Origin of the sequence: Salmonella sp. SAL-020 (assembly GCF_017372215.1) — a bacterium.
Lineage (GTDB): Bacteria > Pseudomonadota > Gammaproteobacteria > Enterobacterales > Enterobacteriaceae > Salmonella > Salmonella enterica.
In genome coordinates this window covers 795,298-819,968 of record NZ_CP071690.1, presented here as the reverse complement: position 1 = coordinate 819,968, position 24,671 = coordinate 795,298, and the positions used below count along the sequence as shown (strand labels likewise).

Annotated in this window: 23 protein-coding genes and 1 other RNA gene; 9 read left to right on the top strand and 15 right to left on the bottom strand. The window is 54.2% G+C overall.

From position 1 onward, the window contains the following. Nucleotides 1-410: 410 nt before the first annotated feature. The 7 genes from gcvP to J1G48_RS03910 form a co-directional block, all read right to left on the bottom strand. The gene (gcvP, locus tag J1G48_RS03940) at nucleotides 411-3,284 is read right to left on the bottom strand and encodes an aminomethyl-transferring glycine dehydrogenase (RefSeq protein WP_000194966.1); all 2,874 of its coding nucleotides are present in this window, start codon (nucleotides 3,282-3,284) and stop codon (nucleotides 411-413) included. 162 nt (nucleotides 3,285-3,446) lie between these two features. After that, on the bottom strand, nucleotides 3,447-3,836 hold the full coding sequence (gene gcvH / locus J1G48_RS03935; RefSeq protein WP_001295377.1) for a glycine cleavage system protein GcvH: 390 nt from the start codon (nucleotides 3,834-3,836) through the stop codon (nucleotides 3,447-3,449). Between the two features lie 25 nt (nucleotides 3,837-3,861). Further along, entirely contained in the window at nucleotides 3,862-4,956 is a 1,095-nt protein-coding gene (gene gcvT / locus J1G48_RS03930) for a glycine cleavage system aminomethyltransferase GcvT (RefSeq protein ID WP_000068731.1), read from the bottom strand. Between the two features lie 454 nt (nucleotides 4,957-5,410). Continuing rightward, nucleotides 5,411-6,613: an FAD-dependent 2-octaprenylphenol hydroxylase gene (gene ubiI / locus J1G48_RS03925; protein WP_001192149.1), complete on the bottom strand. Its 1,203-nt coding sequence runs from the start codon at nucleotides 6,611-6,613 to the stop codon at nucleotides 5,411-5,413. A 125-nt stretch (nucleotides 6,614-6,738) separates the two neighbouring features. Continuing rightward, entirely contained in the window at nucleotides 6,739-7,917 is a 1,179-nt protein-coding gene (gene ubiH, locus J1G48_RS03920) for a 2-octaprenyl-6-methoxyphenyl hydroxylase (RefSeq protein ID WP_000111149.1), read from the bottom strand. Continuing rightward, nucleotides 7,914-9,230, bottom strand: a complete 1,317-nt coding sequence (pepP, locus tag J1G48_RS03915; RefSeq protein WP_000193689.1) for a Xaa-Pro aminopeptidase — start codon at nucleotides 9,228-9,230, stop codon at nucleotides 7,914-7,916. The genes ubiH and pepP overlap by 4 nt, the downstream gene beginning before the upstream one ends. 25 nt (nucleotides 9,231-9,255) lie before the next feature. Further along, entirely contained in the window at nucleotides 9,256-9,834 is a 579-nt protein-coding gene (locus J1G48_RS03910) for a YecA family protein (RefSeq protein WP_000027236.1), read from the bottom strand. Between the two features lie 166 nt (nucleotides 9,835-10,000). Here J1G48_RS03910 and zapA point away from each other — a divergent pair, with 166 nt between their 5' ends. The 3 genes from zapA (at nucleotide 10,001) to J1G48_RS03895 (ending at nucleotide 11,172) form a co-directional block, all read left to right on the top strand. After that, the gene (gene zapA / locus J1G48_RS03905; protein WP_001276011.1) at nucleotides 10,001-10,330 is read left to right on the top strand and encodes a cell division protein ZapA; all 330 of its coding nucleotides are present in this window, start codon (nucleotides 10,001-10,003) and stop codon (nucleotides 10,328-10,330) included. Nucleotides 10,331-10,371: 41 nt separating this feature from the next. After that, nucleotides 10,372-10,555: non-coding RNA, 6S RNA (ssrS, locus tag J1G48_RS03900), on the top strand. Between the two features lie 20 nt (nucleotides 10,556-10,575). Continuing rightward, complete coding sequence (locus tag J1G48_RS03895; RefSeq protein WP_001574944.1) at nucleotides 10,576-11,172, top strand: 5-formyltetrahydrofolate cyclo-ligase; 597 nt, start codon at nucleotides 10,576-10,578, stop codon at nucleotides 11,170-11,172. Nucleotides 11,173-11,552: 380 nt separating this feature from the next. Here the strand turns inward: J1G48_RS03895 and serA are convergent, their stop codons facing one another. Both serA and rpiA read right to left on the bottom strand, forming a co-directional pair. Beyond that, complete coding sequence (gene serA / locus J1G48_RS03890) at nucleotides 11,553-12,785, bottom strand: phosphoglycerate dehydrogenase (RefSeq protein ID WP_001151627.1); 1,233 nt, start codon at nucleotides 12,783-12,785, stop codon at nucleotides 11,553-11,555. A gap of 266 nt (nucleotides 12,786-13,051) precedes the next feature. Further along, a complete protein-coding gene (rpiA, locus tag J1G48_RS03885; RefSeq protein WP_000189741.1) occupies nucleotides 13,052-13,711 on the bottom strand; it encodes a ribose-5-phosphate isomerase RpiA in 660 nt (219 codons plus the stop codon). 153 nt (nucleotides 13,712-13,864) lie between these two features. Between rpiA and argP the strand changes: the two genes are divergently transcribed. Beyond that, nucleotides 13,865-14,758 (top strand): DNA-binding transcriptional regulator ArgP, encoded by an 894-nt coding sequence (argP, locus tag J1G48_RS03880; RefSeq protein ID WP_000828348.1) that lies wholly within the window; start codon nucleotides 13,865-13,867, stop codon nucleotides 14,756-14,758. A 265-nt stretch (nucleotides 14,759-15,023) separates the two neighbouring features. Here the strand turns inward: argP and J1G48_RS03875 are convergent, their stop codons facing one another. From J1G48_RS03875 to epd, 6 genes are all read right to left on the bottom strand, one after another. Further along, complete coding sequence (locus tag J1G48_RS03875) at nucleotides 15,024-15,770, bottom strand: oxidative stress defense protein (protein WP_000669854.1); 747 nt, start codon at nucleotides 15,768-15,770, stop codon at nucleotides 15,024-15,026. A gap of 93 nt (nucleotides 15,771-15,863) precedes the next feature. After that, on the bottom strand, nucleotides 15,864-16,499 hold the full coding sequence (gene argO / locus J1G48_RS03870; protein WP_000626870.1) for an arginine exporter ArgO: 636 nt from the start codon (nucleotides 16,497-16,499) through the stop codon (nucleotides 15,864-15,866). Between the two features lie 200 nt (nucleotides 16,500-16,699). After that, nucleotides 16,700-17,560, bottom strand: a complete 861-nt coding sequence (locus tag J1G48_RS03865) for a small-conductance mechanosensitive channel MscS (protein ID WP_000389833.1) — start codon at nucleotides 17,558-17,560, stop codon at nucleotides 16,700-16,702. 232 nt (nucleotides 17,561-17,792) lie between these two features. Beyond that, the gene (gene fbaA / locus J1G48_RS03860) at nucleotides 17,793-18,872 is read right to left on the bottom strand and encodes a class II fructose-bisphosphate aldolase (protein WP_000034386.1); all 1,080 of its coding nucleotides are present in this window, start codon (nucleotides 18,870-18,872) and stop codon (nucleotides 17,793-17,795) included. 101 nt (nucleotides 18,873-18,973) lie between these two features. Beyond that, on the bottom strand, nucleotides 18,974-20,137 hold the full coding sequence (gene pgk, locus J1G48_RS03855) for a phosphoglycerate kinase (protein ID WP_000111274.1): 1,164 nt from the start codon (nucleotides 20,135-20,137) through the stop codon (nucleotides 18,974-18,976). A 21-nt stretch (nucleotides 20,138-20,158) separates the two neighbouring features. After that, nucleotides 20,159-21,205: an erythrose-4-phosphate dehydrogenase gene (epd, locus tag J1G48_RS03850; RefSeq protein WP_000218333.1), complete on the bottom strand. Its 1,047-nt coding sequence runs from the start codon at nucleotides 21,203-21,205 to the stop codon at nucleotides 20,159-20,161. 373 nt (nucleotides 21,206-21,578) lie between these two features. On the opposite strand from epd, the gene J1G48_RS03845 reads away from it, so the two are divergent. The 5 genes from J1G48_RS03845 to J1G48_RS03825 are packed head-to-tail and all read left to right on the top strand — an operon-like array spanning nucleotide 21,579 to nucleotide 24,631. Continuing rightward, on the top strand, nucleotides 21,579-22,004 hold the full coding sequence (locus J1G48_RS03845) for a PPC domain-containing DNA-binding protein (RefSeq protein WP_000218564.1): 426 nt from the start codon (nucleotides 21,579-21,581) through the stop codon (nucleotides 22,002-22,004). 25 nt (nucleotides 22,005-22,029) lie between these two features. Continuing rightward, nucleotides 22,030-22,608, top strand: coding sequence for an ECF transporter S component (locus J1G48_RS03840; protein ID WP_000124001.1), 579 nt, complete (start codon nucleotides 22,030-22,032; stop codon nucleotides 22,606-22,608). Beyond that, entirely contained in the window at nucleotides 22,609-23,316 is a 708-nt protein-coding gene (locus J1G48_RS03835) for an energy-coupling factor transporter transmembrane component T (RefSeq protein WP_000553259.1), read from the top strand. Then, nucleotides 23,304-23,981 (top strand): energy-coupling factor ABC transporter ATP-binding protein, encoded by a 678-nt coding sequence (locus J1G48_RS03830; protein ID WP_001676772.1) that lies wholly within the window; start codon nucleotides 23,304-23,306, stop codon nucleotides 23,979-23,981. The genes J1G48_RS03835 and J1G48_RS03830 overlap by 13 nt, the downstream gene beginning before the upstream one ends. Next, a complete protein-coding gene (locus tag J1G48_RS03825; RefSeq protein ID WP_000956921.1) occupies nucleotides 23,975-24,631 on the top strand; it encodes an ATP-binding cassette domain-containing protein in 657 nt (218 codons plus the stop codon). The genes J1G48_RS03830 and J1G48_RS03825 overlap by 7 nt, the downstream gene beginning before the upstream one ends. Nucleotides 24,632-24,671: the final 40 nt, after the last annotated feature.

Genomic DNA, 24,671 nt, shown 5'->3' with positions numbered 1-24,671 from the left:
TTACGTTATTTATGTTTATTTTTAATTTATAATTTAAATTAACAACTTGATGAATTTAATATACGGAAATTTTTGTAACTATATTGAGAGGTAAATAACGATTCCGGAGAGAAACTATTTGTAACTACATGTAAATATACTGTGTTGTTTTGATTAAATAACAGCAAGGTAAAAATGATGCACAATGAATCATTAGGCTCTAAAAAAGCGGTAATTTAATTCTGGCTAATACACTGATACAAACGCCAGGTTGCCTGACAGGAGCCAACGATTTAGTGTAATATATTGAATTATTAACACTTTGTAGCCTGAATAAGGCACTCACACTGCATCCGACATAAACAAAGCGCACTTTATTAACAAGCTGAAAAGGCGCCGAAGCGCCTTTAGAAAACAGTCGAATCAGTAAATTACTGGTAGTCGCTAATCGGTACGCAGGAGCAGAACAGGTTACGGTCGCCATAAACATCATCCAGACGTTTCACCGTCGGCCAGTATTTGTCTGCCACGCCTGCCGGGAATACGGCAACTTCACGGCTGTACGGATGCGCCCACTCGGCGACCAGTTCGCTCTGAATGTGCGGCGCGTTCACCAGCGGGTTATCTTCCAGCGGCCAGACACCCGCTTTCACCTGGTCAATCTCTGCGCGAATAGCCAGCATCGCATCGATAAAGCGATCCAGCTCAGCCTTACCTTCAGATTCCGTCGGCTCTACCATCAGCGTGCCCGCCACCGGGAACGACATGGTTGGCGCATGGAAACCGTAGTCGATCAGACGCTTGGCAATATCCAGCTCGCTGATGCCGGTTTCTTCTTTCAATGGGCGAATATCAAGAATACATTCGTGCGCCACACGGCCATCGCGACCAGTATACAGTACCGGATAGGCATCTTTCAGACGGCTGGCAATGTAGTTAGCGTTAAGAATCGCGACCTGACTTGCCTGCTTCAGGCCTTCTGCGCCCATCATGCGGATGTACATCCAGCTGATTGGCAGGATAGAGGCACTACCGAACGGCGCCGCAGAAACCGCGCCCTGACGGGTTAACATGCCTTCGATTTGCACCACGCTATGGCCCGGTACGAACGGTGCCAGATGCGCTTTCACGCCGATCGGTCCCATGCCTGGGCCACCGCCGCCGTGCGGAATGCAGAAAGTTTTATGCAGGTTAAGATGCGAAACGTCCGCGCCAATAAAGCCCGGTGAGGTAATGCCGACCTGGGCGTTCATGTTCGCGCCGTCAAGGTAAACCTGACCGCCGAACTGGTGCACAACTTCACACACTTCACGGATCGTTTCTTCATAGACGCCGTGGGTGGAAGGATAAGTCACCATGATGCAAGAGAGGTTCGCAGCATGTTGTTCTGCTTTTGCCCGCAGATCGTCCAGGTCGATGTTGCCGTTCTTATCACAGGCGACCACCACCACCTGCATTCCTGCCATATGTGCAGAAGCAGGGTTAGTGCCGTGAGCAGAGGCCGGGATCAGGCAGATATCGCGATGCCCTTCGTTGCGGCTTTCGTGATAGTGACGAATCGCCAGCAGCCCCGCGTATTCCCCCTGTGCGCCGGAGTTAGGCTGCATACAGACGGCGTCGTACCCGGTGAGTTTCACCAGCCAGTCAGAAAGCTGGCTAATCATCTGATGATATCCTTCGGCCTGTTCCGGCGGGCAGAACGGGTGCAGTTCAGCGAATTCCGGCCAGGTGATAGGAATCATCTCGGCGGCGGCGTTCAGCTTCATGGTGCAGGAACCCAGCGGGATCATCGCCTGGTTCAGCGCCAGATCTTTACGCTCCAGCGAGTGCATATAGCGCATCATCTCGGTTTCGCTGTGGTAACGGTTAAATACCGGATGCGTCAGAATCGCATCGTCACGCAGCATACTTTGCTGAATGGAACGGCTATCAAGCGCCACGTCTTTATCCAGTGTTTCAATGTTCAGACCGTGGCTGCCGCCCAGCAAAACATTGAACAACTGCGCCACATTCTCACGGGTGGTGGTTTCATCGAGCGTAATACCAACCGCGTTATGAATATCGCTGCGCAGATTGATCTCTGCCGCTTCCGCACGCGCCAGTACCGCAGCTTTATCAGCCACTTCCACACACAGGGTGTCGAAGTAGTGCGCATGACGCAGCTTTAAGCCTTTCTGTTGCAGACCTGCCGCCAGAATATCGGTCAGGCGGTGGATACGATTAGCGATGCGCTTCAGACCAACCGGACCATGATAAACGGCATACAGACTGGCGATGTTAGCCAGCAGTACCTGCGAGGTACAAATGTTGGAGTTCGCTTTCTCACGACGGATATGCTGCTCGCGAGTCTGCATCGCCATGCGCAGTGCGGTATTGCCCGCCGCATCTTTTGAGACGCCGATAATACGGCCTGGCATGGAGCGTTTAAATTCGTCTTTGGCGGCAAAGAACGCCGCATGCGGGCCACCGTACCCCATCGGTACGCCGAAGCGTTGCGCAGAGCCGAAAACAATGTCCGCGCCCTGTTTACCCGGCGCGGTAAGCAGCACCAGCGCCATAAAGTCGGCGGCGACGCTGACAATCACTTTACGGGCTTTGAGTTCGCTAATCAGCGCGCTGTAATCGTGAATTTCGCCCGTGGAGCCAACCTGCTGCAACAGCACGCCAAACACATCCTGGTGATCCAGTGCTTTCGCCGCGTCATCCACAATGACGTCAAAGCCAAAGGTTTCGGCGCGAGTACGCACGACGTCCAGAGTTTGCGGATGGACATCAGAGGCGACAAAGAACCGGTTGGCATTTTTCAGTTTGCTGACGCGCTTTGCCATCGCCATCGCTTCAGCGGCGGCGGTCGCTTCATCCAGCAGCGAGGCGGAAGCCATGTCCAGCCCCGTCAGGTCCAGCGTCACCTGTTGGAAGTTGAGCAGCGCTTCCAGACGCCCCTGAGAGACTTCCGGTTGATACGGGGTATAAGCGGTGTACCAGCCTGGATTTTCCAGCATGTTGCGCAGGATAACCGGCGGTAGCTGCACGGCGGTGTAGCCCATGCCAATGTACGACGTGAAGCGCTTGTTACGCCCGGCGATGGCTTTTAATTCCGCCAGTGCGGCATATTCGGTTGCCGCCTCGCCAACCTGCGGCGGAGTCGCGAGCTGAATGTCTTTCGGCACAATCTGACCTGTCAGCGCGTTTAACGACTCGGCGCCAACCGCATTCAGCATCTCTTGTTGCTGTGCGGCGTCCGGTCCGATGTGGCGTTCAATGAAAGCGCCGCGGTTTTCAAGCTGGCTTAACGTCTGTGTCATGGGCGATGGTTCCTGAAACGTGCAGTGAATCGTGATTGTCTCTAACTCAATTGCCCGGTGGCGCTGACGCTTACCGGGCCTACGCGTGCGAAAACGAATACGCAAAATCATTCGCGTTGCAGTGAGTAGGCCGGATAAGCATTAGCGCCATCCGGCACAACATTATTCGTCTTCTAACAATGCCTCATACGCGGTGGCATCCAGCAGCGATTCAAGTTCGCTTTCATCGCTGGCTTTGATTTTAAAGATCCAGCCACCGGCATACGGTTCGCTGTTCACCAGCTCCGGGGAGTCGCTCAGCGCATCGTTTACCGCCACGATCTCGCCGCTTACCGGCGCATAAATGTCGGACGCCGCTTTTACGGACTCCGCCACGGCGCAGTCGTCGCCCGCGCTTACGGTCGCGCCGACTTCCGGCAGATCAACAAAAACCATATCGCCCAACAGCTCCTGAGCGTGTTCAGTAATGCCAACAGTGTAAGTGCCATCCGCTTCTTTACGCAGCCATTCGTGTTCTTTGCTGTATTTCAGTTCTGCGGGTACGTTGCTCATCAATTAATCTCCAAAAAAGGATGAATCACGCGACGGCTTTGCCGTTACGCACAAAAACAGGTTTAGTCACTTTTACCGGCATTTCACGGTTACGAATTTGTACAATCGCCGTCTCGCCGATGCCCGCCGGAACACGCGCCAGCGCAATGCTGTAGCCCAACGTTGGGGAAAACGTCCCGCTGGTGATAATGCCTTCTTGCTGATTGCCCTGCGCATCGGTAAAACGCACCGGCAGTTCATTACGCAATACGCCTTTCTCGGTCATCACCAGACCGACAAGCTGCTCATGGCCTTTTTCACGCTGCATCTCCAGCGCCTCACGGCCAATAAAGTCGCGGTCAGCAGGTTCCCAGGCGATAGTCCATCCCATATTAGCCGCCAGCGGAGAGATACCTTCATCCATCTCCTGACCGTACAGGTTCATGCCAGCTTCCAGACGCAGCGTGTCGCGCGCGCCAAGACCGCACGGCTTCACGCCCGCCTCCACCAGCGCACGCCAGAAATCCGCCGCTTTTTCATTCGGCATGGCGATTTCATAGCCCGCTTCGCCGGTATAACCGGTGGTGGCGATAAACAGATCGCCCACCTGAACGCCGAAGAACGGCTTCATACCTTCTACTGCATGGCGCTGTTCGTCAGTAAACAGAGTCGCCGCTTTTTCCTGCGCATTCGGCCCCTGTACCGCAATCAGCGACAGGTCGTCACGAACGGTAATGTCGATGGCATAAGGTTCAGCGTGTTGGGTAATCCAGGAGAGGTCTTTTTCGCGGGTGGCGGAGTTAACAACGAGACGGAAGAAATCTTCAGTGAAGTAGTAGATGATAAGGTCATCAATCACGCCGCCCGATGCGTTAAGCATACCGGAGTAGAGGGCTTTACCCGTCTTCGTTAGCTTCGCGACGTCGTTGGCCAGCAGATAACGTAGAAACTCTCGTGTGCGGCTGCCATGAAGATCGACAATGGTCATATGCGATACATCAAACATCCCGGCATCGGTGCGCACAGCGTGGTGTTCATCAAGCTGAGAGCCGTAATGCAGGGGCATCATCCAGCCATGAAAATCGACCATGCGGGCGCCGCATAGCGTGTGTTGTTCGTACAAAGGCGTCTGTTGGGCCATCTTTTCCTCGTTGAATTAGCGGGGGCTAACAACCATTTTCATGGGAAATCTTCGCCACGAAACCTGGCATCGACGCCCTTTTTCCTGCGCCGACGCAAACGTTCTCTTGCTCCTGAACTTACCACCGAACCAGGCGCTAAACCATAAGGCTGAATTTACCATCACATTAGCTTATGACTAAAAAACGCCAAAACCCCATCAGCACAAAAAACCACTATTACGCTAAATAACCTCCATAAAAATGAAGCTGATACGATTTATCACAACATAAATTAATATTAAATGCGGAAAAAATGTCGAAAATCGCGTTCGCCAAAAATAGTGTCATTAGAAAATATAATGCGAAATAAGCGGTGAAATTAGATTATTTCAAACGAGGAAAGCCCCCCGGCGCGATAGCCGGGAAAGCAAAGTGTGACGGGTTTCAAACTCTTGCTGGCGTGCAGTCAGACGCTTAACGAAGCCATTGCGGAAGGTCGTTTAGCCCCATTGCCTGGCGAAGCAGTTGGGGTTTGACGCCGGGGAGCGTATCCGCCAGTTTCAGCCCGATGTCGCGCAGCAATTTTTTTGCCGGGTTTTCGCCGGCAAACAGGTCACGAAAACCTTGCATCCCGGCAAGCATCATCGCCGCGCTATGTTTACGGCTACGCTCATAACGACGGAGATAAAGATGTTGGCCAATGTCTTTGCCCTGGCGCTGAAGCCGGCGCAGATCGTCCACCAGTTCGGCCGCGTCCATAAAGCCGAGGTTGACGCCCTGCCCTGCCAGCGGATGGATGGTGTGCGCGGCATCGCCGACCAACGCCAGACGATGCGCGGCAAACTGGCGAGCATAGCGGCCCGTCAGCGGAAAAACCTGCCGTTCGCTTTCCAGGCGGCATAAGCCCAGCCGATTATCGAAGGCGATAGTCAACGCCTGGTTAAACGCCTCGTCGCCGCTCTGTTGCATACGCTCCGCATCCTGCGGAGAAAGCGACCAGACAATGGAACACAGATGCGGATCGCTTAACGGCAAAAACGCCAGAATACCTTCACCATGAAACACCTGGCGAGCAACCGCGCCGTGCGGCTCTTCGGTGCGGATAGTCGCTACCAGCGCATGGTGACGGTAGTCCCAGAAAGTTAAGGGAATATCCGCTTTGTTACGCAGCCAGGAGTTGGCGCCATCCGCGGCAATCACCAGACGCGCGGTTAACATCGCGCCGTCTTTTAAAGTCAGGAAGGCGTCGTTCTCCCCCCAGGCGACCTGCTGTAACTCCGCTGGCGCCATTAAGGTGATATCCGCCGCTTGCTGCGCTTTTTGCCACAATGCGTAGTGAATGACGCTGTTTTCAACAATATGCCCCAGATGGCTATATCCCATGCTTGCGTCATCAAACGTAATACGGCCAAAGCTGTCTTTATCCCAGACTTCCATACCGTGGTAGCAACTTGCCCGTCGCGCCACAATGTTTGACCATACGCCAAGACGGGTAAGCAGTTTTTCGCTGGCGGCATTAATCGCCGACACCCGAAGCTGAGGCGACGCATCGTTCGCCAACGGCTGGGGGACAACGTGATCCAGTACCGCAACGCGCAAACCGCTCCCCTGCAAGCCGCAGGCGACAGCCAGTCCCACCATGCCTCCGCCAACTATTGCTACATCAACACTTTGCACTATTTACTCCTGGAAACCGGAACAATCAAAACCGTAGGCCGGATAAGGCGAAGCTGCCATCCGGTATTTTTACGAACACGATGCCGGATGGCGGCGTAAATGCCTTATCCGGCCTACAGATCGGCTTAACGCGCAACCCAACCTAAGGTCCGCTGTGCCAGCGCATCGCGCGCAGGCGGTAATAATTCCATCGCCATTAAACCGATATTGCGCCCAATAACCAGCGGCGCCCAACGATTTGCAAACAGATGGACCAGACCGTTCGTTACGCCAATCGTCGTATCCCGGTCAACCTGACGACGCTGCTGATAGCGCGATAACACGTGCCAGGCGCCAATATCCTCGCCCGCGTCCTGTGCCGCGATCAGCGTTTCCGCCAGGCTCATGACATCGCGCAGACCGAGATTAAACCCTTGTCCGGCGATAGGATGCAACGTCTGCGCCGCATTGCCGACCATGACAGTCCGGTGAGTAAACACTTTTGCCGCCGTAGTCAGGGCAAGCGGATACACGCTGCGCTTACCGGCCTGAGTAATTCGCCCCAGCCGCCAGCCGAACGCGGCCTGCAATGCATGGCAGAACTGCGCGTCGGACCAGCTCAGCACCTCATCGCGCTGGTCGAGTGGGTGACACCAAACCAGCGAACATCGGCCATGCGACATCGGCAACATCGCCAGCGGGCCATTGGGAGTAAAACGTTCAAAGGCGCGTCCCTGATGCGGGATAGCGGTCGCGACATTCGCTATCACCGCTAACTGTTCGTAAGGCTCCTGATGCCAGTCAACGCCGCAGGCTGACGCCAGCGCAGAGTGGGTACCGTTAGCCGCCACCAGCACGCTGCCAGCTATCACATTGCCGTTTTCCAGAGTGACGTTAACTTGCTGTTGGGTACGCGACACGCTGGCTACGCGCTCCGGGCAGTGCAGCGTAACGCCTGGCGCTTTACGCAAGAGCGCAAACAGACGCAGCCCGATATCATGCAGCTCCGCAACGTGACCCAACGCTGCCAGGCTGTAATCCTGCGCGTCGAGAGTCACAAATCCGACATGACCGCGATCGCTGACGTGTACGGTGTTGATTGCCGTTGCGCAATCGGAAATCGCCTGCCAGACGCCAATTCGCGCCAGTTGCTGGCAAGTGCCCGCCGCCAGCGCAATCGCTCTGGCGTCAAAGCCGGGATGACCGTCGGCTTCAGGCGCTTTCGCTTCAATCAGGTGTACCGGCAACGTCCCATGACTGAACTGAGAGATGGCCAGCGCCAGCGTTGCGCCTGCCATGCCGCCGCCAACGATAATGACGCTCATTGCTGCCGCGCCGCCGCCATTAATGCCTCAATGTCATCCGCCTTCTTCACAACGCCAGCGGTCAGGTTTTCATTACCGGTTTCGGTAATGACAATGTCATCTTCAATTCGAACGCCAATGCCGCGATACGCTTCCGGCACGTCGGCATCCGGCGCGATATAGAGGCCTGGCTCTACGGTCAGCACCATGCCCGGCTCCAGGATGCGGGAGCGATCCGGCCCATAAACGCCGACATCATGAACATCCAGCCCCAGCCAGTGGCTCAAGCCATGCATAAAGAAAGGACGATGCGCATTCTCGGCAATCAGTTGATCAACCTCTCCTTGCAAAATCCCCAACTTCACCAGCCCGGTTATCATGATGCGCACGACTTCGCCGGTCACCTGCTGAATAGAGGTACCAGGACGGAACAGTCGCAGGCTGGTCTCCAGCGATTCCAGAACGATGTCATAAATTTCACGCTGAGCTGGCGTAAATTTCCCGTTCACCGGGAAAGTACGCGTGATGTCGCCCGCGTAACCTTTATATTCACAACCCGCGTCGATAAGCACTAAATCGCCGTCGCGCATTTCACTTTCGTTTTCAGTGTAATGCAGGATACAGCCATTTTCGCCGCTGCCGACAATGGTGTTATAGGAGGGATAGCGCGCGCCATGGCGATTAAATTCGTGGTGAATTTCACCCTCCAGCTGATACTCAAACATCCCCGGACGGCATTTTTCCATCGCGCGGATATGCGCCAGAGCGCTAATTTCCCCGGCGCGGCGCATGACCGCAATCTCTTCCGGCGATTTGAACAGGCGCATCTCATGGACGATCGGTCGCCAGTCAGTCATGGTGGCCGGCGCGGTCAGATTCTGGCGGGAGCCTTTACGCAGCTTCCCCAGCGCAGCCAGAACAATCTCGTCGGCATACGCATATTCGCCCTGCGCGTGGTACACCACATCCAGACCATTAAGCAACTGAAAGAGTTGCTGGTTGATTTCGCTAAACGCCAGCGCCCGGTCAACGCCCAGTTTTTCCGGTGCGGCATCCTGTCCTAAACGGCGACCAAACCAGATTTCCGCAGTCAGGTCGCGAACGCGGTTGAACAAAACGCTGTGGTTGTGGGTGTCATCACTCTTAATCAGTACCAGCACGGCTTCCGGTTCGTTAAAACCGGTGAAATACCAGAAGTCGCTACTCTGGCGATACGGATATTCACTGTCTGCGCTGCGCGTCGCCTCCGGCGCGGCAAAGATCAGCGCGGCGCTGCCGGGCTGCATTTGCGCCAGTAATGCCTGGCGACGGCGTTGGTATTCCTGCTGAGTCATGACATGGCCTCCATTTCGTTTTTTCTTAGTGTAGCGTCGGTTTACGCACTTCCGGCGCGGTCGGCTGTTGGCGCGTGAAAGTGTCATGACATAACAGCGCCGCAACACGGACATATTCGATGATCTCTTCGAGCGACATCTCCAGCTCTTCCTGATCTTCGCTCTCATCATAACCAAGCTGCGCAATATTACGCAGGTCGTCAATCGCTTCACCCGTTTCGCCGGTGACTTTATCAAGTTTAGGCTGCGTTACGCCGAGGCCAAGCAAAAAGTGGTTAACCCACCCGGCTAAGGCATCTGCGCGATCGAATACGCTGACATCGTCGCCTTCAGGCAGATAAAGCTGAAAAAGAAAGCCGTCGTCTTCCAGCGCGTCGCTGGTCGCCGCGTGCATTTTGCGCAGCGCCTGAGCAAGCTCATGCCCGAAGGCCAGACCTTCGTTCGTCAGGTCGTGCAGCAGCGGCTGCCATGAGCTGTCGTTGTTGCCGCCGCAAATCATCCCGCTGATTAAACCATGCATTTCAGCCGGGGTCAGACCGGCCCCTTGTTGATTCAAAAACCGGTTCATTTCGTTGTAACCAGGCATTTCGTTCTGTATAGACATAAGCATTCGTCATCAAAGGGAGGATATTCATGATATGCTACCACTTTGGACCCTGGTGAACCAGAAAAGGGCTTGTATCTTCACACCAGGGTAGCTATAGTGTCGCCCCTTCGCGGACCCTGGGTCTGGAGACGAAGGCAGCGCAGTCAATCAGCAGGAAGGTGGCATGTCTGCACAACCCGTCGATATCCAAATATTTGGCCGTTCACTGCGAGTGAATTGCCCGCCTGACCAAAGGGATGCGTTGAATCAGGCTGCGGACGATCTGAATCAGCGGTTGCAAGATCTGAAAGTTCGCACTAGAGTCACAAATACTGAGCAGTTGGTTTTCATTGCCGCATTGAATATCAGCTATGAGTTAACTCAGGAAAAAGCGAAGACCCGCGATTACGCGGCGAGCATGGAACAACGTATTCGGATGCTACAACAGACCATCGAACAGGCGTTGCTTGATCAAGGTCGCATAACCGAAAAAACGGGCCAAAACTTTGAATAACACTTTTCGCTTTACTATGGTAAAGTGATTGTGAAAACAGAATTTCTCTGAGATGTTTGCAAGCGGGCCAGTCCCCTGAGCCGATATTTCATACCACAAGAATGTGGCGCTCCGCGGTTGGTGAGCATGCTCGGTTCGTCCGAGAAGCCTTAAAACTGTGACGACACATTCACCTTGAACCAAGGGTTCAAGGGTTACAGCCTGCGGCGGCATCTCGGAGATTCCCCTTCTGACTGGCGACAGCCATGACGCAACTTCCCGAACTCTCTTTATCACGACAAGAAATCCGCCGAATGATTCGGCAACGTCGTCGTGCGCTGACGCCAGAGCAGCAACGCCGCTTTGGTCAACAGGCCGCCGCCCGAATGCTCAGCTTTCCTCCCGTCGTGATGGCGCACACTGTCGCCGTGTTTCTCTCCTTTGATGGCGAACTCGACACCCAGCCGCTGATTGAACAGCTATGGCGAGCAGGCAAGCGCGTCTACCTTCCGGTTCTTCATCCCTTCAGCCCTGGCAACCTCCTGTTCCTGCACTATCATCCGCAGAGTGCGCTGGTGACCAACCGCTTAAAGATCCGGGAGCCACGGCTTGATGTCCGCGACGTATTGCCGCTGGCAAAGCTGGATGTGCTGGTAACGCCATTAGTGGCGTTTGACGAAGGCGGGCAGCGCCTGGGGATGGGCGGCGGATTTTATGACCGTACGTTGCAAAACTGGCAGCAGCATAAGATCCAGCCCGTGGGCTACGCGCATGATTGCCAGTTAGTAGAAAAACTGCCAGTTGAAGAGTGGGATATCCCGCTGCCTGCGGTGGTGACGCCGTCCAAAATTTGGGAGTGGTAGCCGTGTTTTGTCGATTGACAGCGTCGCTTTTTTGACCTAAATTTCTCGGTGAAGGGTGAGGGAGGCGAACCTCCCTCCTGCGTACTCTCTGTTAATATGCTGGCGTAGCGATGATTAACAGGATCAGCAGCATGATGACGTATCTCATCATCGTCCCTTTCCTTTTTAGAGCCCCTGCTTCGCCAGGGGCTTTCCCGTTTCAGCGCTATGCTGAGCCCTTATCGTAAATTCCTTTTATTGCTGTACAACACGCAACGCTGCCTTTAATTACCAATTGCGGCAAGGCTCGAAAACAGAATGTATGCGTTACACGAAGAGATGTTGAGGCAGGGAAACCAGAGAAAGGATGGGCAGGTCATCTCCTGCCCATTTAGAGGAAATTAGTACAGCAGACGGGCGCGAATGGTACCTGGAATCGCCTTCATCGCCAGCAGCGCTTTCTCCGCCACATCGCCATCGGCTTCTATATCAATTACCACATACCCCATTCGGGCGGAGGTTTGCAGATACTGCGCGGCAATGTTAACGCCCTGCTCGGCAAAAATCTGGTTAAGCGCGGTCAATACGCCTGGGCGGTTTTCGTGGATGTGCATCAAGCGACGACCGCCGTGCAGCGGCAGCGACACTTCCGGGAAGTTCACGGCGGACAGCGTCGAGCCGTTATCCGAGTACTTAATCAGTTTTCCTGCGACTTCCAGACCGATGTTTTCTTGCGCCTCCTGCGTCGAGCCGCCGATATGCGGCGTCAGGATCACGTTATCGAATTCGCACAGCGGAGAGGTAAACGGATCGCTATTAGTGGCCGGTTCCGTCGGGAAGACGTCGATAGCCGCCCCCGCCAGATGTTTCGTCGCCAGCGCGTCGCACAAAGCCGGGATATCTACCACCGTACCGCGCGCGGCGTTAATCAGCAGCGAACCCGGCTTCATCAGGGCAATCTCTTTTGCGCCCATCATGTTTTTGGTGGAGGCGTTTTCAGGTACGTGCAGACTGACCACATCGCTCATATTCAGCAATTCAGACAGGTGCTGCACCTGAGTTGCGTTACCGAGCGGCAGTTTATTTTCAATATCATAGAAATAGACATGCATCCCCAGCGATTCCGCCAGAATGCCCAACTGCGTTCCTATATGGCCGTAACCGATAATGCCAAGCTTTTTACCGCGCGCTTCGAACGATCCCGCCGCCAGTTTATTCCATACGCCGCGGTGCGCTTTGGCGTTCGCTTCCGGCACGCCGCGCAGCAGCAGCAACAGCTCGCCAATCACCAGCTCCGCCACGGAACGGGTATTCGAGAATGGCGCGTTAAAGACCGGAATACCGCGTTTTGCCGCCGCATTTAAATCCACCTGGTTGGTGCCGATGCAAAAACAGCCAATCGCCACCAGCTTCTCTGCGGCGTTAATCACTTCTTCTGTCAGATGAGTACGGGATCGCAGACCGATGAAGTGGGCATCGCGGATGGACGCTTTCAACTGTTCAGCGTCCAGCGCGCCCTTGTGATATTCAATGTTGGTGTAACCTGCCGCACGAAGGCTTTCCAGCGCCTTTTGATGCACCCCTTCAACCAGCAGAAATTTAATTTTATCTTTCTCCAGCGATACCTTTGCCATTTCCCCGATCCTGTCTTTTTTTGCCATCTGATGTTGTGTGTGGATTTGCATCCGTCCTTCAACATATCAAAAAAAATTATCACGGCAATATGAACGTTTGCGCCAGCGTCGTGAAGGAATCGCATACAGCGGGAAATAGCAGATGAAAATACCGGGAATAACTTTTTCTTTGGAGGGATCGGCAGGGCAAACGATTAAACGTGATACATGTCACCAAATTTGCCCTGACCGAATTTTTTACGCGGCAGGAAATACGCCTGGCGCGATCATTTTACGATGGTTTTCACCCCGTCCGGCGTGCCGATCAGTGCGACATCGGCGCCACGGTTGGCGAACAGCCCCACGGTCACGACGCCCGGAATCGCGTTAATGGCGTTTTCCAGCGCGATGGGATCAAGGATTTCCATACCATAAACATCCAGAATCACGTTGCCGTTATCCGTGACCACGTTCTGACGGTACTCCGGACGCCCGCCCAGCTTCACCAGTTGACGAGCGACCGCGCTGCGCGCCATCGGAATCACTTCGACCGGCAACGGGAATTTGCCAAGAATATCCACCTGCTTAGAGGCATCCGCAATACAGATAAATTTCTCCGCCACGGAAGCAATAATTTTCTCACGGGTTAATGCCGCGCCGCCGCCTTTGATCATCTGCATATGACCGTTGATTTCGTCCGCGCCATCGACATAGATACCCAGGCTATCCACTTCGTTGAGATCAAACACGTGAATACCGAGGCCTTTGAGTTTTTCAGTCGAGGCGTCCGAGCTGGAGACCGCGCCTTCAATCTGGCCTTTCATTGTGCCCAGCGCATCAATAAAGTGTGCGGCCGTTGAGCCTGTACCAACGCCCACAATGGTGCCGGGCTGTACATACTGAAGTGCCGCCCATCCTACCGCTTTTTTCAGTTCATCCTGCGTCATAGATCGTTTCGCCTGTGGTGTGAAAATACAGCCGCATTATAGAACATTGTCGGGAAAAATCTCCGTGTCCGTACACAGGCTACGGATTTCATCTGTACCGACGGCAAATTTATGTCATAGTGCGGAAAAAAATAACAGGAGCATGACACAACAATGAAACGTCCGGACTACAGAACACTACAGGCGCTGGATGCCGTTATACGTGAACGAGGGTTCGAGCGCGCCGCCCAGAAGCTGTGCATCACGCAATCCGCCGTCTCACAGCGCATAAAACAGCTTGAGAATATGTTCGGACAACCTTTATTGGTGCGTACCGTTCCTCCTCGCCCTACGGAGCAAGGGCAAAAATTACTGGCTCTGCTGCGTCAGGTTGAACTGCTGGAAGAAGAGTGGCTGGGCGATGAACAAACCGGCTCTACACCGCTGCTGCTGTCGCTGGCGGTTAACGCCGATAGTCTGGCGACCTGGCTGCTTCCGGCGCTGGCGCCGGTGCTGGCGGACTCCCCTATCCGTCTCAATTTACAGGTGGAAGATGAAACGCGCACGCAAGAACGTCTGCGGCGCGGCGAGGTGGTGGGCGCGGTGAGTATTCAGCATCAGGCGCTGCCCAGTTGCCTGGTAGACAAACTGGGCGCGCTCGACTATCTGTTTGTCGCGTCAAGGCCGTTTGCCGAGCGCTATTTCCCCAATGGCGTTACCCGGTCGTCGCTGCTGAAAGCGCCCGCCGTCGCGTTCGACCATCTGGATGATATGCATCAGGCCTTTTTGCAACAGAATTTCGATCTACCGCCCGGCAGCGTGCCGTGCCATATCGTTAATTCATCCGAAGCATTTGTACAGCTTGCGCGTCAGGGCACGACCTGCTGCATGATCCCTCACCTGCAGATTGAGAAAGAGCTGGAAAGCGGCGAGTTGATCAACTTAACGCCTGGTTTGCTGCAGCGCCGGATGCTTTACTGGCACCGCTTTGCCCCGGAAAGCCGGATGATGCGCAAAGTGACCGACGCGCTGCTGGAGTACGGGCACAAGGTGCTGCGTCAGGATTAGCCTCTCTATGAATGCCGGATGGCGGCGTGAACGTCTTATCCGGCCTGCATGACCCATTATTCCCTCGTCACTTCTTTGAAGTTCATCACAAAATCATTGCGTTCAGGCGGCAAAAAACGACGCGCCATTGGCTATTTTTTGCTGGCGACAAGGCGATTCAAAACGCTCACCGTATTAGCAAATCTTCATTTCAATGCGTAATACGGAGCAAAAAACGCGAACACCGGGAGAAAATGCGGCCTGGAAGCGCCCAGGCCGGGCGAGATTACTGCGTGCTGGCGGCCGTGGTCGACGTCTGCCCTGTTCCAGGTTCAAGCTGGAATACCACATCGACCTGATCGTCGAACTGAATGGTCGGCTGCTCGTAAGTTTCCTGCGCGGATACCGGCGCAGCATCTGCGGCTTTCATCATTCGCACCACCGGACTCGGCTGATAATTAGAGACATGGTAACGAACGCTGTAAACCGGCCCCAATTTGCTGTTAAAACCGGCTGCCAGCGCTTGCGCCTGATGAATCGCGTCATCAATGGCGGCTTTGCGGGCTTTGTCTTTATAGGCGTCCGGTTGCGCCACGCCCAGCGATACCGAACGAATCTCGTTCAGACCCGCCTTCAGCGCGCCGTCCAGCAGCGAATTGAGTTTATCTAACTGACGCAGCGTCACCTCAACGGTTCGCACCGCGCGATACCCTTTCAGAATGCTTTTACCGTTTTGGTAATCATAATCCGGCTGCGTGCGCAGATTCGCCGCGCTAATGTCTTTTTTCGCAATCTGATTTTGCTCAAGGAAGGAAAGATATTGCGCCACGCGCTCATCGGCCTGCTTCTTCGCCGTCGCCGCGTCCTTCGCCGCGACGTTCACTTCAATCGCTAAGGTGGCGATATCAGGCACAGCATCGACGCTTGCCGTACCGGAAGTCACGATGTGCGGGCCTTCCGGCAATTCGCTTGCCTGCGCCGACATTGCACTTAAACCCACTAATGCCGCCAGGGCCATCACTTTGAACTTCACAGTCTCTCCTCCATATTGCAGTCATTGCCCTGATATACAGGGCGCATGCAGGCAAGCTTAGCGGATATCGGCCTGTTGTCCATCAGACAACGCTTAGTTGAAAAGCGCGTGCATATGCGCGACGCCTTCCCGCGCCAGTTGGAAGGCGATAAGCCACATCACCACCCCTACCAGAATGTTGATAATGCGTTGAGCTTTCGCCGTACGCAGTCGAGGCGCAAGCCAGGCCGCCAGTAGCGCTAACCCAAAAAACCACAAGAACGACGCGCTAATCGTGCCGAGAGCAAACCAGCGCTTTGGCTCCATAGCCAGTTGTCCGCCGAGACTGCCCAACACGACAAACGTATCCAGATAAACGTGCGGATTCAGCCACGTTACCGCCAGCATCGTAGCAATAATTTTCCAGCGCCCCTGCTTCATAACCTCGGCGCTGGCCAGCTCCAGATTACTGCTCATTGCCGTTTTCAGCGCGCCTAAACCGTACCATAACAAGAACGCAACCCCGCCCCATGTGACCAGCGCCAGCAGCCACGGCGACTGCATCAGCAACGCGCTACCGCCAAAAATACCGGCGCTAATCAGGACTAAATCACTTAACGCGCAAAGCAGCGCTATCATGAGGTGGTACTGGCGACGGATTCCCTGATTCATCACAAACGCATTTTGCGGGCCAAGCGGAAGGATCATGGCGGCGCCAAGGGCAAACCCTTGAAAATAATAAGATATCACGTTAACTACCCTGAGCTGTTTTTCTTAAAGGCAGACTATAGCGCGGGAATATTATTAGCGGAAATTGATAATTTTAATCACTAATAAGAAAAGCTAATGAAGAGACTGAATAACGGATGGCGGCTACGCTTATCCGCTCAATAACCAGAGAATACTGGAGGCGGATAAACGCAGCACTGGCAGGCAGCACGGGAGGAAAATTACTCCGCGGCGTTATCTTTCACGCGTTTAAAATTGACGTCCATCTGCGGGTACGGGAAGCTAATACCAGCGGCGTCGAATTCACGTTTAATACGTTCCAGCACGTCCCAGTAGACATTTTGCAGGTCGCTGCTTTTACTCCAGACACGCACCACAAAATTAATTGATGAGGCGCCCAGCTCATTCAAACGCACCGTCATTTCGCGATCTTTTAAAATACGATCGTCGGACTCGATAATCGTCGTGAGCAGCTGTTTCACCTGATCGATATCCGAATCGTAGGCCACCCCAATAATGAATTCGTTGCGGCGAACCGGCTCACGAGAATAGTTGATGATATTTCCCGCGATAATTTTGCCATTCGGAATCACAATAATTTTGCCGTCTACCGCGCGCATTGTCGTGGAAAAGATTTGCACGTTAAGTACCGTACCGGCAACGCCGCCTAAATCGACATACTCACCGGCGCGGAACGGACGGAACATAACCAGCAATACCCCAGCCGCAAGGTTAGAAAGCGATCCCTGTAATGCCAGGCCAACGGCTAAACCAGCGGCGCCCAGTACGGCAATAACCGAGGCGGTTTGAACCCCCACGCGACCCAGAGCCGCAATCAGCGTAAAAGCGATAACCCCATAGCGCACCAGCGCAGAAAGAAAGTCGGCCACTGTCGCATCAATATGACGCGCACGCATCAGACGATTTACCGTATTGGAAATCACGCGCGCTACAATCAAGCCGATGATGATAATAGCGATAGCCGCAACAATATTCACAGCATAGCTGAGCAATAACGCCTGGTTGCGTACCAGCCAGGTGCCCGCACCATTTATGCTGTCGACAACATTCAAATCTTCCATTCAATATTCCTTGGTCATAGCAAAACAAGCAAATGAGATCATTCTCACGAAAAGAACTTTTTAAAGGTAAACAAAAACAGAGGAATATGCCATTTTTCGGCATCATCCCAAAACCAAAAAAGGCAGGTACATTGTGAGTTGGCCGGATGAAAGCGCTAACTAACGCCGCTCTCCGGAAATAACGATAAAAAAATGGCTTCCCAAGGGAAGCCATTTCAATCAGCAGACTATATTACAGAACGTCAATCGCGTTCAGTTCTTTAAATGCTTTTTCCAGACGAGCGATCATCGAAGTCTGGCCAGCACGCAGCCATACGCGCGGGTCATAGTATTTCTTGTTCGGCTGATCTTCGCCTTTCGGGTTGCCCAGCTGACCTTGCAGATACGCTTCGTTTTCTTTGTAGTAGTTCAGAACACCTTCCCAGGTTGCCCATTGGGTATCGGTATCGATGTTCATTTTCACTACGCCGTAGCTTACGGAGTCTTTGATTTCCTGAGCAGTAGAACCGGAACCGCCGTGGAAAACGAAGTTCAGGCTGTTGTGCGGCAGGTTGTGTTTCTTAGAAACATAGTCCTGAGAATCACGCAGAATGGTCGGGGTCAGAACCACGTTACCCGGCTTGTAAACGCCGTGTACGTTACCGAAGGAAGCGGCAATGGTGAAACGCGGGCTGATTTTGCTCAGTTCAGTGTACGCGTAATCAACGTCTTCCGGCTGGGTGTACAGAGCAGAAGCGTCCATGTGGCTGTTGTCCACGCCGTCTTCTTCACCACCGGTGCAACCCAGTTCGATTTCCAGAGTCATGCCAATTTTGGACATGCGCGCCAGGTATTTGGAGCAGATTTCGATGTTTTCGTGCAGAGACTCTTCAGACAGGTCAATCATGTGAGAAGAGAACAGCGGTTTACCGGTAGCCGCGAAGTGTTTTTCACCCGCGTCCAGCAGACCGTCGATCCACGGCAGCAGTTTCTTCGCGCAGTGGTCAGTGTGCAGGATAACCGGCACGCCGTAGTGTTCAGCCATCTGGTGAACGTGATGCGCGCCAGAGATAGCGCCCAGGATTGCCGCGCCCTGAGGTACGTCAGTTTTCACGCCTTTACCCGCGATGAAGGACGCGCCGCCGTTGGAGAACTGAACGATGACCGGTGCTTTAACTTTTGCAGCGGTTTCCAGAACAGCGTTGATGGAATCAGTGCCCACGCAGTTAACTGCCGGCAGAGCAAAATTGTTTTCTTTTGCTACCTGGAACACTTTCTGTACGTCATCACCAGTGATCACGCCTGGTTTTACGAAATCAAAAATTTTAGACATGTTTCGTTGTCCTGTATCGTCGGGCTTTGGGAAAAAACACGGGCCGCCCTGAATGTCAGATCGGCGATAAATCAACGGGCAGGAATCCCTGCCCGTAACGATTACTTCTTAGCGCGCTCTTCGAGCATCGCTACGGCTGGCAGAACTTTACCTTCCACGAATTCGAGGAATGCGCCGCCGCCAGTAGAAATGTAGGAAATTTTGTCAGCAATGCCGAACAGGTCGATTGCCGCCAGGGTGTCGCCGCCGCCAGCGATGGAAAACGCTTCGCTATCAGCGATGGCATTCGCCACGATTTCAGTCCCTTTACGGAAGTTCGGGAACTCAAACACGCCAACCGGGCCGTTCCACAGAATGGTTTTGGCATTCTTGAGGATTTCAGCCAGCTGCTGAGCGGAAGCATCGCCGATATCCAGGATCTGCTCGTCTTCTTTCACGTCGTTAACGGATTTCAGAGTCGCCGGTGCGGTTTCGGAGAACTCGGTGGCAACGCGAACATCGGTCGGAACCGGGATATCGCAAGTGGTCAGCAGACGTTTTGCTTCGTCAACCAGGTCAGCTTCGTACAGGGATTTACCGACGCTGTGGCCCTGAGCGGCAACGAAGGTGTTGGCGATACCGCCGCCGACAATCAGCTGGTCAGCGATTTTAGACAGGGAATCCAGAACGGTCAGTTTGGTAGATACTTTAGAACCACCAACGATAGCCACCATCGGACGAGCCGGTTCTTTCAGCGCTTTACCCAGCGCATCCAGTTCAGCGGCCAGCAGCGGGCCTGCGCACGCAACATCAGCAAATTTGCCGATACCGTGGGTAGAAGCCTGCGCGCGGTGCGCAGTACCAAAGGCGTCCATCACGAATACGTCACACAGGGCGGCGTATTTTTTAGACAGCGCTTCGTCGTCTTTCTTTTCGCCTTTGTTAAAGCGAACGTTTTCCAGAACCACCAGCTCACCTTCGGCCACGTCAACGCCGTCCAGGTAATCTTTGACCAGGCGAACCGGGTTAGACAGTTTGTCTTTCAGGTAGTTAACAACCGGCAGCAGAGAGAATTCTTCGTTGTACTCGCCTTCGGTAGGACGACCCAGGTGGGAAGTTACCATCACTTTCGCGCCCTGTTTCAGAGCCAGTTCGATGGTCGGCAGAGAGGCGCGGATACGCGCGTCGCTGGTCACTTTCCCTTCTTTAACAGGTACGTTCAGATCCGCACGGATAAAAACGCGTTTCCCGGCCAGATCCAGATCGGTCATCTTAATTACAGACATGGTGAATCCTCTCAATGATGCTTAAAGTTTTGTCGACGCTGACGCGTCGAGCCTGAAACCAACTGCGGCCATCGCTAACGTGGTGTCGAGCATCCGGTTAGCAAAGCCCCATTCATTATCGCACCAGACCAGCGTCTTGATCAGGTGGGCGCCACTAACCCGGGTTTGCGTGCCATCAACAATGGCGCTGTGCGGGTCGTGGTTAAAATCTATCGAGACCAACGGTGATTCCGTATAGTCAACTATACCATGAAATGCACCTTGTGCTGCTTTTTGCAGCAACTGGTTGACTTCACTGGCTTTTACTGGTTTTTTCACCGTTACGCTTAAATCGATCGCCGTCACATTAATGGTTGGAACGCGCACGGCAATCGCCTCAAAACGGTCGTTAAACTGCGGGAATATACGCGTAATGCCTGCCGCCAGTTTTGTATCTACCGGGATAATCGACTGGCTGGCCGCGCGCGTGCGCCGCAGATCGGAGTGATACGCGTCGATCACCTGCTGATCGTTCATCGCGGAGTGGATCGTCGTGACGGTACCAGACTCGATGCCGTAAGCATCATCCAACAATTTAATGACGGGAATTATGCAATTCGTGGTACAGGATGCGTTTGAGACAATACGATGTTCCGCACGCAGTTCATTCTGGTTCACGCCAAAAACGACGGTGGCGTCAAGATCGTTGCTGCCCGGATGAGAAAAGAGCACTTTCTTCGCGCCAGCGGCAATATGCGCCTCGCCATGCTCCCGGTTGCCATATACGCCCGTACAATCCAACACGACATCCACGCCCAGTTCGCGCCACGGCAGATCCGCCAGCGTTCGTTCATGCAGAATACGAATGACGTCGTCGCCGACAAAAAGCTGCTCGCGCTCGTGGCGAACCTCCCATGCAAAACGCCCGTGGCTGGTATCGTATTTCAACAAATGCGCCATGCCTGCGGCATCCGCCAGCTCGTTGATGGCCACCACGGTAATTTCCGCGCGACGTCCGGATTCATACAAAGCACGAACCACGTTACGTCCGATGCGACCAAAGCCATTAATCGCTATGCGTACGGTCATAGGTCTCCTGCAAGGCTATCCCGATTCAGATGAGGCTGACAGAGTAATGCAGCTCATCGTCGAGTAAAACCTCACCTGTCGCAAACTGCGACTGATTGGTTAATTGTCGAACATTTAATTAACTGAAACGCTTCAGCTAGAATAAGCGAAACGGGGAATAAAAGGAATGTTTGTCCAGTCGAAGAAGACAGTTATCTGACCTGCATCACATTTCATGGCCGCTTACGCTGCAATTTATTCCATATTTAAGAATCACCAGTACATCCGTCAGATCTTTTCATCGTCGCGTCACAAATACTGATTTATATCAGAAAGCGCTGTCGCCAGCGTCTATATTATCAGCGCCACGTCCGAGTCTCGGAGTCCTGTAACGATGACTGTATCTCACCACAATGCCTCTACAGCGCGCTTTTACGCGCTTCGTCTGCTTCCCGGCCAGGAAGTGTTTTCCCAATTACACGCCTTTGTGCAACAGAACCAATTACATGCCGCCTGGATTGCAGGGTGTACCGGCAGTCTGACCGACGTTGCGCTGCGTTATGCCGGGCAAGAAGCGACCACATCGCTCACCGGCACGTTTGAAGTTATCTCGCTAAACGGCACGCTTGAATTGACCGGCGAGCATCTGCATCTCGCGGTATCGGATCCCTACGGGGCCATGCTCGGCGGCCATATGATGCCAGGGTGTACCGTGCGTACCACGCTGGAACTGGTTATCGGCGAGCTGCCAGCGCTGACGTTCAGCCGTCAACCGTGCGCCATTTCCGGTTATGACGAACTGCATATTTCTTCCCGTTAATTGACGACTCTTTAAGAGGTACTTTATGGCGCGTCGCCCGTTTTCCAGCCAGTCTCTGGTGCTGATTGTCATCGCTATTGCCATCAATATGATTGGCGGACAGCTTATTAGCATGTTGAAGCTGCCTATTTTTCTCGACTCGATCGGCACCTTAATTAGCGCGGTACTGTTAGGGCCGTTCATCGGCATGTTGACTGGGCTTCTGACCAACTTGCTGTGGGGGCTGCTTACCGACCCTATCGCTGCCGCGTTTGCCCCGGTAGCGATGGTTATCGGTCTGGTCGCCGGGTGGCTGGCGCGCGCAGGCTGGTTTCGTACCCTGCCCAAAGTGATCGTCAGCGGGGTCGTCATTACGTTGGCGGTGACGCTGGTCGCCGTACCGCTTCGTACCGCGCTTTTTGGCGGCGTTACCGGTAGCGGCGCTGATTTGTTCGTCGCCTGGATGCATTCAATGGGCCAAAACCTGGTGGAGTCAGTCGCGATTACCGTCATAGGCGCTAATCTGGTCGATAAAATTCTGACGGCGATCATCGTTTGGGTGCTGCTGCGTCAGCTACCGTTACGTACGACACGGCATTTTCCTGCGATGTCAGCCGTACGCTAAATGCATCCGTTTACCTCGTTAACCTTATGGGCGTTGGCGGCCTGCACCACGCTGCTACTCCCTGCGCAGACCGTGCTCCCGGTTTATAGCGCGGCGGCCTTCCTCTGTCTGCTGGCGCTGAAATCAACGCGGCGGCGGGCGAAGTATGTCGCCTGGCTGATGCTGTCTTTAGGGTTTGGGCTATGGCTGGTACATGGCGGTTGGCTAACGGAATGGATAAGCGGGCAGCCTTGCGATCCGCAGCGCTGGATATATGCCGTTACGCTATGGCTACGCCTGCTGGCGATCGTGTCGACGTCGCAGCTATGGATGCAGTATGTGCCGGTTCAGCGGTTTATTCGCGCCCTGTTCGCTTCACGTTTGCCGCCCGGCATCGCTTACCTGTTCGCTGGCCCGCTGCTGGTCGTCGAACAGCTCAAACGACAACTGACGATCGTTCATGAAGCCCAGCGCGCGCGTGGCGTACCGCTAGATGAAGGCTGGTATCAGCGGCTACGGGCAATGCCTGCGCTGATCGTGCCGCTTACGCAAAATGCGCTTAACGATCTGACAATACGCGGCGCGGCGTTGGATATGCGGGGGTTTCGGCTGCATCGAGCCCGAACCACGCTGTGGGCGCCGAAAGATAGCATGTTACAACGGGTTGCGCGGTATGGCATGGTACTGCTAATACTGGCGGAAGCGGGAGTGTGGATATGGTTACGTTAGAGCAGTTTCGTTATCTTCCGTCCGATGCGACACGCCCGCCGGCATGTTTTGATTTCCACTATTCAACACCCGGAATAGTGGCGATAGTCGGCGATAACGGCAGCGGAAAAAGTACGCTGGCGCAACTGATGGCTGGCTGGTATCCGGATTATCTTCCCGGTGATATTGACGGCACAGGCTTACTGCTTGGCGTCCCTATCGGGCAGCTCCCGCTGGTAGAACAGTCGCCCACCATCCAGTTGGTGCAGCAATCGCCTTATTTACAGCTTTCCGGCTGTACCTTTAGCGTAGAGGAAGAGGTGGCGTTTGGCCCGGAGAATCTCGGCCTCCATGAAGCGGAAATTCTACGGCGCATTGACGAGGCGCTGACTCTGACAAACTGCCAGTCGTTACGCCATCGCCATCCCGGCACGCTCTCCGGCGGCGAAACGCAGCGGGTAGTGATTGCCAGCGCGCTTGCCATGCAGCCCAGGCTATTAGTTCTTGATGAAGCCTTCAGTCGGCTGACGTCAGCGGCCACCGGGATGCTGCTGGAACGGCTACAACAGTGGGCGCTGGAACGTCATTCTCTCATTGTGCTTTTTGAGCGTAACCATTTTCCTTTTCTGACGCGATGCCAGCGGGTATGGCAATTGCGCGACGGAGCGCTAACCCCATTATGTTGACGTTAAATCAGGTCGCTTATCGCTGGCCGGATGCCGCAGCCGACTGTTTGCACGCTATCTCGCTTGAACTTCGTGACGGCGAATGGCTGGCGTTGACCGGCGATAACGGCGCGGGAAAATCAACACTGTTACGGATTATGGCCGGCCTGCTTTCCCCCACTTCCGGCTCGGTAACGCTTAATGGAGAGCCGATTGCGCAGCTTAAAAATCGTCAACGCGCCGCCGCTATCGGCGTACTCTTTCAGGAAGCGGAAAACCAGATTTTCCACAGCAATGTCGCGCAAGAGGTCGCTTTTGGGCTGAAACTACAACGCTTATCGGCAGAGGAAATTTCACGGCGCACGCAGGCCGCGCTGCGGTTATGCCAGCTAACGGACGTCGCCGAGGCGCACCCGCTTGATCTGCACGCCGCACCGCGCCGGATGGTGGCGGTCGCCAGTCTGGAGGCGATGGCGCCGCCTGTGTTATTGCTGGATGAACCCAGCCGGGATTTTGACGCCCACTGGCTAACCGTATTTGAACACTGGCTGGCGACATGCCGGGCACGGGGAACCAGCGTCGTGGCGATTAGCCATGACGCTGCGTTTACCCGGCGTCATTTTTCACGGGTGGTACGGCTGGAAAACGGCAGGTTGTCAAAGGGAGAATAAAAAACGGGTCGCCGAAGCGACCCGTTTTATGCCGTATTAA

Coding starts and splice junctions, on each gene's coding strand:
- gcvP (WP_000194966.1), bottom strand. CDS start 3,284: ATGACACAGACGTTAAGCCAGCTTGAAAACCGCGGCGCTTTCATTGAA.
- gcvH (WP_001295377.1), bottom strand. CDS start 3,836: ATGAGCAACGTACCCGCAGAACTGAAATACAGCAAAGAACACGAATGG.
- gcvT (WP_000068731.1), bottom strand. CDS start 4,956: ATGGCCCAACAGACGCCTTTGTACGAACAACACACGCTATGCGGCGCC.
- ubiH (WP_000111149.1), bottom strand. CDS start 7,917: ATGAGCGTCATTATCGTTGGCGGCGGCATGGCAGGCGCAACGCTGGCG.
- pepP (WP_000193689.1), bottom strand. CDS start 9,230: ATGACTCAGCAGGAATACCAACGCCGTCGCCAGGCATTACTGGCGCAA.
- J1G48_RS03910 (WP_000027236.1), bottom strand. CDS start 9,834: ATGTCTATACAGAACGAAATGCCTGGTTACAACGAAATGAACCGGTTT.
- zapA (WP_001276011.1), top strand. CDS start 10,001: ATGTCTGCACAACCCGTCGATATCCAAATATTTGGCCGTTCACTGCGA.
- J1G48_RS03895 (WP_001574944.1), top strand. CDS start 10,576: ATGACGCAACTTCCCGAACTCTCTTTATCACGACAAGAAATCCGCCGA.
- serA (WP_001151627.1), bottom strand. CDS start 12,785: ATGGCAAAGGTATCGCTGGAGAAAGATAAAATTAAATTTCTGCTGGTT.
- rpiA (WP_000189741.1), bottom strand. CDS start 13,711: ATGACGCAGGATGAACTGAAAAAAGCGGTAGGATGGGCGGCACTTCAG.
- argP (WP_000828348.1), top strand. CDS start 13,865: ATGAAACGTCCGGACTACAGAACACTACAGGCGCTGGATGCCGTTATA.
- J1G48_RS03865 (WP_000389833.1), bottom strand. CDS start 17,560: ATGGAAGATTTGAATGTTGTCGACAGCATAAATGGTGCGGGCACCTGG.
- fbaA (WP_000034386.1), bottom strand. CDS start 18,872: ATGTCTAAAATTTTTGATTTCGTAAAACCAGGCGTGATCACTGGTGAT.
- pgk (WP_000111274.1), bottom strand. CDS start 20,137: ATGTCTGTAATTAAGATGACCGATCTGGATCTGGCCGGGAAACGCGTT.
- epd (WP_000218333.1), bottom strand. CDS start 21,205: ATGACCGTACGCATAGCGATTAATGGCTTTGGTCGCATCGGACGTAAC.
- J1G48_RS03845 (WP_000218564.1), top strand. CDS start 21,579: ATGACTGTATCTCACCACAATGCCTCTACAGCGCGCTTTTACGCGCTT.
- J1G48_RS03840 (WP_000124001.1), top strand. CDS start 22,030: ATGGCGCGTCGCCCGTTTTCCAGCCAGTCTCTGGTGCTGATTGTCATC.
- J1G48_RS03835 (WP_000553259.1), top strand. CDS start 22,609: ATGCATCCGTTTACCTCGTTAACCTTATGGGCGTTGGCGGCCTGCACC.
- J1G48_RS03830 (WP_001676772.1), top strand. CDS start 23,304: ATGGTTACGTTAGAGCAGTTTCGTTATCTTCCGTCCGATGCGACACGC.
- J1G48_RS03825 (WP_000956921.1), top strand. CDS start 23,975: ATGTTGACGTTAAATCAGGTCGCTTATCGCTGGCCGGATGCCGCAGCC.